Source organism: Alphaproteobacteria bacterium 33-17 (genome assembly GCA_001897445.1).
GTDB lineage: Bacteria > Pseudomonadota > Alphaproteobacteria > Rickettsiales > 33-17 > 33-17.
On record MKSX01000012.1, the window covers coordinates 1 to 8,188 of the forward strand.

Sequence of the window (8,188 nt, forward strand, 5' to 3'; positions counted from 1 at the left end):
TCATTCTTTAAATACGATCATGTAAATAACAATTGTCAATATTTTGTGATGAACATTCTAAAATCAAATGGATTATTAACAAAAGAAGCAAACGATTTTATTATGCAAAATATCCTAGAAGTTTTAAAGACATCCCCAACATATGCTAGCACTATTGCTAGATTAGCCACGGAAACTAGTGCAAAACTAGATAGATTATTTTACGGTGCTGGTAAAGGAAAGAAAAAATAAAAAAATGAAAAAAAAAAAATAAAAAATTTTTTAATAAAAAATTTTTGAACTGATCAAAAAAAAACAACAATGAGTGAACTAAACACAATTGACCTAAACTTTGAAGGCTTAAATGATGAACAAAAAGAAGTGTATGATAAATATATTAGAGAATTTATCATAGCTAATCCTTATCCTACATATGATGAAATTTATAAATATATATTTTATCATAATGTTGATAAATTTGATCTTATACTTTATGGACAATGGTGTTCATATAATGAATACAATCATTTTCTTATGAAGTGTATTTATGAGAAAAAATTTTATAAGGAAAAAATAAAAGAAATAGGACACATAATTTATAAGTGTTGGGGTATAAAAGTTATGAAAGATATATATAATTTGATGAAAGTTGTATATTTAAAAATGTTTCTAAAACATGAAGCACTTGAATGTTATCACAAATATTTTATTTATTTAATTGATCAAGCTTGGTCTGAAATTGATGAATGGAAACATGCACATTTAAAAAATAAAAAATAAATAAAAAAATAAAAAAAAACTTTAAAAATAATTTTTCAATGAAAAGTTATATAACATGGAGATAAATCTGGAAGAACTTAAAGATTTTGTTAAAACAAATCCTTATCCATCATTTCATATCATAAATAATTTTATGTATAGCGGACTTGTATTATATAAAGTGGCATTTGAATATTTTACCGATTATGAACATCATCATCATAAAATAGCTAAAGATATTTACAATAATATTTATGATGAAAATGTAGTTAAAACAAATGTTGATTTAGCATATAAAATGTATGGTGATAAAGGATTGGAAATAATATTTTATGTTATGAGGGAAACAATTAAATTTTATTTAATAAAAAATAATCCAGGAGTAGTATATTTTATTGAAGATATTCTTGAAAAAAATTTTGGATTCAAAAAATGAGTTCATATTGTGTTAAATGTAAAAAGAAGACAAAGAATGTCGGAGGTAAAATAGAAACAGCAAAGAATGGACAGAGAATGTTAAAATCAAAATGTGCAGTCTGTGGAACCAAAAAAGTAGAATTTATATCAAAACAATCTGGAGGTAATCCTGCAGCAATTGCAGCTGCAGCTGGAAATGCAGCAGGTGGATTAGGAAGTTTAGGAAGTAGTATTGCGAAAGCAGTAGATAATAGATTAGATAAAAATGGATTTTATCAACGTGAACAATTAAGAAAGAATAGAGAAATGTTAAAGAAATTAACAATGGATTTATATGTTGAAGCAAAAAGACGAGGAGCACCAATTTTGGCAGAAGAAGCTAGAAAAATAGCAATGGATCTGATGGCTAAACAAGGATTAGTTACATATTGAAAAAACGGACACAAATAAAATATATCATGGATTTGCTAGAGCAAATCCTATATATTTCAATTTTCCTCGAGATACCTCGAGTAAAAATAATTTTTCTTTGAAAAATTATAGTAATAAAAAAAAATGAATATAGAGCATGAACAAATTTTTTACATCAACAGTCGGAAAAAATTAAAAGAAGATGAATCACATTCTGATTTTTCTTATTTTCTGGATCTGAATCAAAATATAGATTACACACATGTAGTTTTGTTAAATTGTTCCATACCAAAATCATATTATAATGTTCAAAAAAATAGTTCATTCATACTAACAGAAGGAACAGATTCAGTTACAATTGATTTTCCACCATCAAATTATTCCAGAACATCATTCAAAAATATTGCTCAACAACTTTTAAATCAAAATTCACCACATAATTATCAATACACAATATCATTTCAAAATATTAATACTATAGGAGAAGATGGAAAATTAACTTATACTGTTTCAGGAGTTGATGTTAGTGATCCACAACCAATTTTTACTTTCAATAATACATTATTTGAACTATTTGGATTTGACAAAAACAAAAGTTATCAATTTACTTCAAATGTTATACGATCAGTAAATGTATGTAATATGAACAAGGAATCTACATTATTTTTAAGATCTAATATTGTACAGAATCAAGGAAACAATATTTTACATGATATTATAAGTTTTTCTGATCCAAGTTATTCTTATATTATTTATGAGAGCAATGGAAATCTATTAGAGAATGCAAAAAAGTTTTCAAGAGATAAAAGCAACATTTATCAATTCTGGTTGACAAATGAAGATGATGATAGAATTGATTTGAATGGATTGAATATGATATTTAAGATTATGGTGTATAAGCAAAATAAAATAACGGAATTTCAAGAAAAACCAAAAAAAATTAATAATTAAATAAAAAATGAGTGAATCGAATTTAATTTCAAAAGAAATCAGTCAAAGAAAACAAAAAGTATTAGATCATTCAGATTATAGATATTTACGTATTGTTCAACAAAATAATGGTGGAAGTGTAACATTAGATGCAAATGGTGGTCAAGAATCAACATTTCAAATTCCAGCATCTCAAGTTTTTAATTTATCGAGAAGTTATTTTAGATTTACTGAGGAACAAGCTGCTAATGTTGGTGCGAATAATTTTGTTTACAGATTTTGTGATCTTGTTCCACACTTTCAAAGATTAACAATTATGACACAAAAAGGTCAAGTTATTATTTGTGAAATACCTGATTGTCATCAATATACTAAAGCTGTTTTAAGACATGAAACCAGACTTGATGAAATGTTAGGAAATGATTCTCCTGCCGATGATGTAGGTATTTATTCAGGTCTGATTCCACCACAAAATTCTTTAATCTCTTATACAGATATTCCAGGTGGTGCTGCTAGTGTTGCAGGTTTAGAAGGTGATATATCAGCTGCACTTGCTTCGATTGCAACCAACGGTGTCATTAGAACATCTGGTGGTGTAGCTAAAAATGGGTTTTTAGAACCTAAATATCATATCAGAAACACTACAACAAATACAAAATTAAAAATTCATAATAGATTACCTTTAAGTTTATTTAAAAATACAATTTGTGCAATGGATAAGAATAGATATTTCGGTGATATTATAGAAATTAGAGTTACTTGGAGTGAAACTGCTAATATATATTTTTGTGCAAGAACAACAGCAAAAAGTACTCCAGTTGTTCCACCAGCAAATCTTGATATTACAAGTTTAGAATTTCATTTATGTACAGAAAATAATCCTGTAATTGTTCAAGATATGAAAACAAAATTTGCAAATGGAGGATTTGTTGACCACATTCCATATCTATACAATTCAAAACAAACTAAAACAGGTACTTTACAACATATTGAATTAGATATTAATCGTTCTCAAGGATCTCATATTCAAAAAATTCTTTGGTTTCCTTCTAATGTTGCTAAAGATCAAGGTGTTAGATATTATCATGCTTTAGGTGAACAATATCCTGATGGTGCTGCAGCTTCAACTGGTGCTACTGACATTCTTGACTTCAATCCTCTAATAAATGGAAATCCTATTTATTCATCATCTGTAAAACAAAGAGTTGGTACAGCTGTTTTTAATGAACCATACTTTTTACAAAGAAATAGAATGAAAGGTAATTGTATAACATCTGTTGATGATTATAATCATAATTTTGTCTGGTATCAAGATTGGACTGATCCAAATCCATTTTGGATGAAACCATTAGATAGATTTGATCCAGATGTTTATATTGATGGTTATCCGTTAACTGAACCCGTTAAATATGAAATTGATATTAATTTTGGTAATGCAGCAGCTACAAGAATTCATTATATTTATGCTGTTGTACTTAGAGAATTAACAGTTAATCAAACAGAAATAGTTATGAGATAAAAATAAACAATAATTTTCCAGATCTTTTTTCAGATGCAATGCATTTGAAAAATTTTTTCATATATAAAAGATGATTTATCAATCCAGAAATGATATTAAATATCAAACTGTTTTTATTAACAGATATTTAGATGCTATTACCACATTTGATCATGTTATTAACATCAACTTTGAAGTTGATGAGATTGTTTTGAAAAATTTAGTTGTTGTTGATTTAGATGCAAATAATTCACCGAATCTTGTTACAATTAAAAGTAATCTTGTAGAGGATCAAATTCTTTATACATATCCTATTGAAATAAATAATATTGAAACTACCGGTGGCGTTGTAAGTAAATCATTTCAAAAAGATCTGAATATCCCTTTTCAAGTTAAAAAGGGAATGGGTAATATTAATTCAACATATACATTTACATTTTTAAATAATTTTATAGATAAAACTGGCGCAATTACAAATGCTTCATTACCAGCAACCAATAAAATTTATATTTCAATGTGTTTAGTATTTATTAAATATTTATTATAGAGTTATAGTTAATTTATTATATAATATATAATAATTTATCATATAATAATTTGAATATAAATTATAATATTTTCAATATACTTTCAATGTATTTTAATGTAATTTAATTAAAATTATTTATGAATATAAATGTCAAAACATAAGTTGTCGCAAGAATTTCGTGAGCGAAATTCACGACAACTCAATTTTCATGCGCAGGAGCGCTTGAAAAATAAATCTATCTTAAAAGATTTAGTTGCAATAAACAAAATAAAAAACAACAATTCACAGATTGAATACAAAGATTATACAAAGGATGAAATTATTAATAAATATCAAGATCCTAAATTTGGTTTAATGGGTAAAACAGAATTTGCTAAAAAACTTAATGCTGATCCCGATGTTGTAAATGATGTTGTACATGAACTTGATAGTTATACATTAAATGCAAAAAGTCATAAAACATTTCCAACTTTAAAGATTATCAGTATTGGTTTTGATTATCAATGGCAAGCTGATTTAGTTGATATGCAACAACATTCAAAAGTTAATGATGATTATAAATATTTATTAACAGTTATAGATATTGCAAGTAGATATGCTTGGGTTCAACCAATCAAAGATAAAACAGCAATTACTGTAAAAAATACTTTTAAAACTATTATTGATGAAGGCCGAAAACCTAAAGTATTACAGACTGATTCTGGTTCTGAGTTTATTAGTGCTGTTTTTCAAAAATATTTGAAAGATAATGATATTAGATTCTTTGTTGCTCCTACTAATTCTAATGCTGCTATGATTGAACGTTTCCACTATACTTTAAAATTAAGGATGACTAAACTTTGGACTATTCAGGGTTCTTATAGATACATTGATAATTTACAAGAATTAGTTTATAATTATAACCATACATATCATTCTGTAATTAAAATGAAACCTGCTAATGTAAATAAAGATAATGTTGACAAGGCTATTGAAAATAGTAATAATTATAATAATAATGATAAAAATTTTAATCAACCTCCTAAATTCAAAGTTGGTGATTATGTTCGTATTGCAGCTAATAGACATACATTTGCTAGATCAACTGATGATAAATATACTTACGAAATATTTAAAATCTCACAATTTTTTGACACTAATCCATACACTTATTTTATTAAAGATTTAAAAGATGAGGAAATTACAGGTAGATTTTATGAACCTGAACTTGTTAAAATAGATGGTGATATTGATAATCGTGAATGGAAAATTAAAGATATTATTGATAAAAAAGGTAAAGGTAAAAATACACAAGTATTAGTTTCATGGTTGGGTTTTAGTGATAAATTCAATTCTTGGGAAAATATTAGCATAATTGATGGACATGATAAATCAAAATATTCTTATTGGAAAAAATGAATAAAAATTTTTGAAAATATTTTTAAAAAATTTTTGAAAAAAATCCTTATAGTTAAAATAGTATACAAAAAACATGACTGAATTATTTGATAAATTTATGCAATCTTTGACAACAAACCAAATTGAAATTTTAAAACAATTGAGTACAATTAATATTACTTACAATGATTATATTACTATTTCAAACAAAAAACTTGACAATGAAAAAAAATCAACTGAAATAAAAAAAGTTGATGACATTGAAAAATTGGAAGCTAGATATAAAGAACTTCGTCAAAAAGGTGTCGTATTAAAACCAAAACGTGAAAATATAAATGATGAAGAAAAAGAATTACTCACACTTTATAATAAAATTTATCGAATTAAAATTATTAAAGTTAATTCCCCTAAAAAAAAGACTTCTATGTTTGATTGAATTTTTTCTCATGCAATGCATGTGAATTTTTACAATATTTTAATAACCATAAGGATATGTGTTATATGTTTTCCAATCAATTACTCTTTTATCAAATACAAAGCTGTATTTCTTACTAGAATATTCCGTGTAGACGACACCACCTCTTCTAACTATTCCAAATTGATTATCTAATACAATTGAATTTTGTTCTTCTAAGGATTTGTCATAATTTTGTTTTTCTCTTTTTACCATATCTATCATTGTTTGTAGATTTATTTTTTCTGAGTTTTCGTAATTAAGAGAAAAACCTTTAACAACACATTTTGTTTTACCATCACTTGTTTTATATCCATAATTTTTAGGTCCTCCTGTACAAAATTCTGTTATATAATCACCACCTAATTCATCTTTTAACCAACCTAGGTAATCACCAATTTGTAAATCTAATTTTGTATCTTTATCCATTAATATGAAGACTGAATCTGTGTCACAATATAAAACCTTTTCATTATATTTATCTAATACATCATACAACTTTAATCTTGCTTGTGATGTTGTATAAATTGCTATGAACACATTGACATTATTTTGAGTTGGTAATTCACTATCCTTATGTCTATATTTTATTGAAATTAATGGATCTTCACCTTTCGACTCATCATTTATTATCATTTCATCCATTATTTCATATTGTGTTGAGTATTTCATTGAATAATACTCACTTGGTTCTCTAATAAATTTTGTTTTGGTCATATTATCACGCTGACCAAATTTACCCCATAAGCTATTTAAAAATAGTTTAGATACTTCACGCATACCAGCATTGTGTTCTATTTTAGACTTTTCTAACAACACACCTTCACGTTCATAATATGTCTTGATGTATTCTTCTTTCTGCTCATCTGATTTACAATCTTTAGGCCATCCACTTGATTCTTGTTTAATTTTCAAGAACCTATTGACATAATCTTTGAACAAACCTGTTTCACCTTGTTCAAATACTTCCATGGAATGAACTTTATTTATTCTATATCCCTTTTCAATGGCTTTTAAAATTTCTAAATGTGTCCACGTACCTCTTAACATACGTTCATTATCATTGTGGTTACATTTATCATTACAACTTGTTTCACCACATGTTATACACAATATAAAATTTAATTTACCATTTACTTTTGCTGGTAATACAGGATAATATAATCCTCTTGGTGGTAATATATCACAATATATTAATCCCTTCTTTGTGATAGCATCTTCAGGTGTAATGTCTTTGTGTAGCTTTGGATGACCTATAGGATACCAACCGTATTTATTAATTGTGGGATATAAACTTGTGTAATCTAAATACAATATCTTTTCGTTTTGTTTACACTTATGATATAAACGATGACCTTCTGTACGACCTCCAAAGAATGCTTTTCTAGGCATTAATTTTCCTACTATTTTACTTTTATCAAATGTTCTTTCCCATTTTTTATATTCTTGGATTTTCTTTTTATTTTCTTCACAAAGATCACTACACTTTTCCGTTGAACATTCACATGTATATTTATTTATTTTTTGATCCCACTCACATTCCTTTATTACCACTAATTCTTTGACACATTCTTTGATTTCTCTTTGACGTATTTCAGTGGCTTTTCTTAACTCTAACATTGTTTTCTTGTTAACCCTATTGATTTTATGATTAGGGTAACATTTCTCACATCCGTGCCAGTAACATCCATCAAATTCATAAACGGTATCTGTTGATTCAATATACCCATCAACTTTGTACACTTTACCACTTTTAACTTTTATTCTCTTTTGTGGTCCATTTCCAGCATGTTGTATATGACATTTGTCCTTAAATGATAGATATTCTAAACAC

At 26.4% G+C, this 8,188-nt stretch carries 8 protein-coding genes and 2 pseudogenes; 9 read left to right on the plus strand and 1 reads right to left on the minus strand.

Going from position 1 to position 8,188, the window contains the following annotated elements; translation table 11 throughout:
- The 9 genes and pseudogenes from BGO27_03545 (at position 1) to BGO27_03585 (ending at position 6,336) form a co-directional block, all read left to right on the plus strand.
- Positions 1–231 (plus strand): annotated as a pseudogene (locus BGO27_03545) (hypothetical protein).
- Between the two features lie 69 nt (positions 232–300).
- A complete protein-coding gene (locus BGO27_03550; protein OJV15187.1) occupies positions 301–759 on the plus strand; it encodes a hypothetical protein in 459 nt (152 codons plus the stop codon).
- Between the two features lie 55 nt (positions 760–814).
- On the plus strand, positions 815–1,174 hold the full coding sequence (locus BGO27_03555) for a hypothetical protein (GenBank protein OJV15188.1): 360 nt from the start codon (positions 815–817) through the stop codon (positions 1,172–1,174).
- Positions 1,171–1,587 carry a hypothetical protein gene (locus tag BGO27_03560; protein OJV15189.1) on the plus strand — a complete coding sequence of 139 codons (417 nt, stop codon included), beginning with the start codon at positions 1,171–1,173 and terminating at the stop codon, positions 1,585–1,587. Before BGO27_03555 ends, BGO27_03560 begins: the two co-directional genes overlap by 4 nt.
- A 123-nt stretch (positions 1,588–1,710) precedes the next feature.
- Positions 1,711–2,517 carry a hypothetical protein gene (locus BGO27_03565; GenBank protein ID OJV15190.1) on the plus strand — a complete coding sequence of 269 codons (807 nt, stop codon included), beginning with the start codon at positions 1,711–1,713 and terminating at the stop codon, positions 2,515–2,517.
- A gap of 7 nt (positions 2,518–2,524) precedes the next feature.
- The gene (locus BGO27_03570) at positions 2,525–4,015 is read left to right on the plus strand and encodes a hypothetical protein (GenBank protein OJV15191.1); all 1,491 of its coding nucleotides are present in this window, start codon (positions 2,525–2,527) and stop codon (positions 4,013–4,015) included.
- A 70-nt stretch (positions 4,016–4,085) separates the two neighbouring features.
- On the plus strand, positions 4,086–4,541 hold the full coding sequence (locus tag BGO27_03575; GenBank protein ID OJV15192.1) for a hypothetical protein: 456 nt from the start codon (positions 4,086–4,088) through the stop codon (positions 4,539–4,541).
- Positions 4,542–4,745: 204 nt separating this feature from the next.
- The gene (locus tag BGO27_03580; protein OJV15193.1) at positions 4,746–5,921 is read left to right on the plus strand and encodes a hypothetical protein; all 1,176 of its coding nucleotides are present in this window, start codon (positions 4,746–4,748) and stop codon (positions 5,919–5,921) included.
- Between the two features lie 73 nt (positions 5,922–5,994).
- Positions 5,995–6,336, plus strand: coding sequence for a hypothetical protein (locus BGO27_03585; protein OJV15194.1), 342 nt, complete (start codon positions 5,995–5,997; stop codon positions 6,334–6,336).
- Between the two features lie 39 nt (positions 6,337–6,375).
- Here BGO27_03585 and BGO27_03590 read toward each other — a convergent pair.
- Positions 6,376–8,188, minus strand: a pseudogene (locus tag BGO27_03590) (hypothetical protein).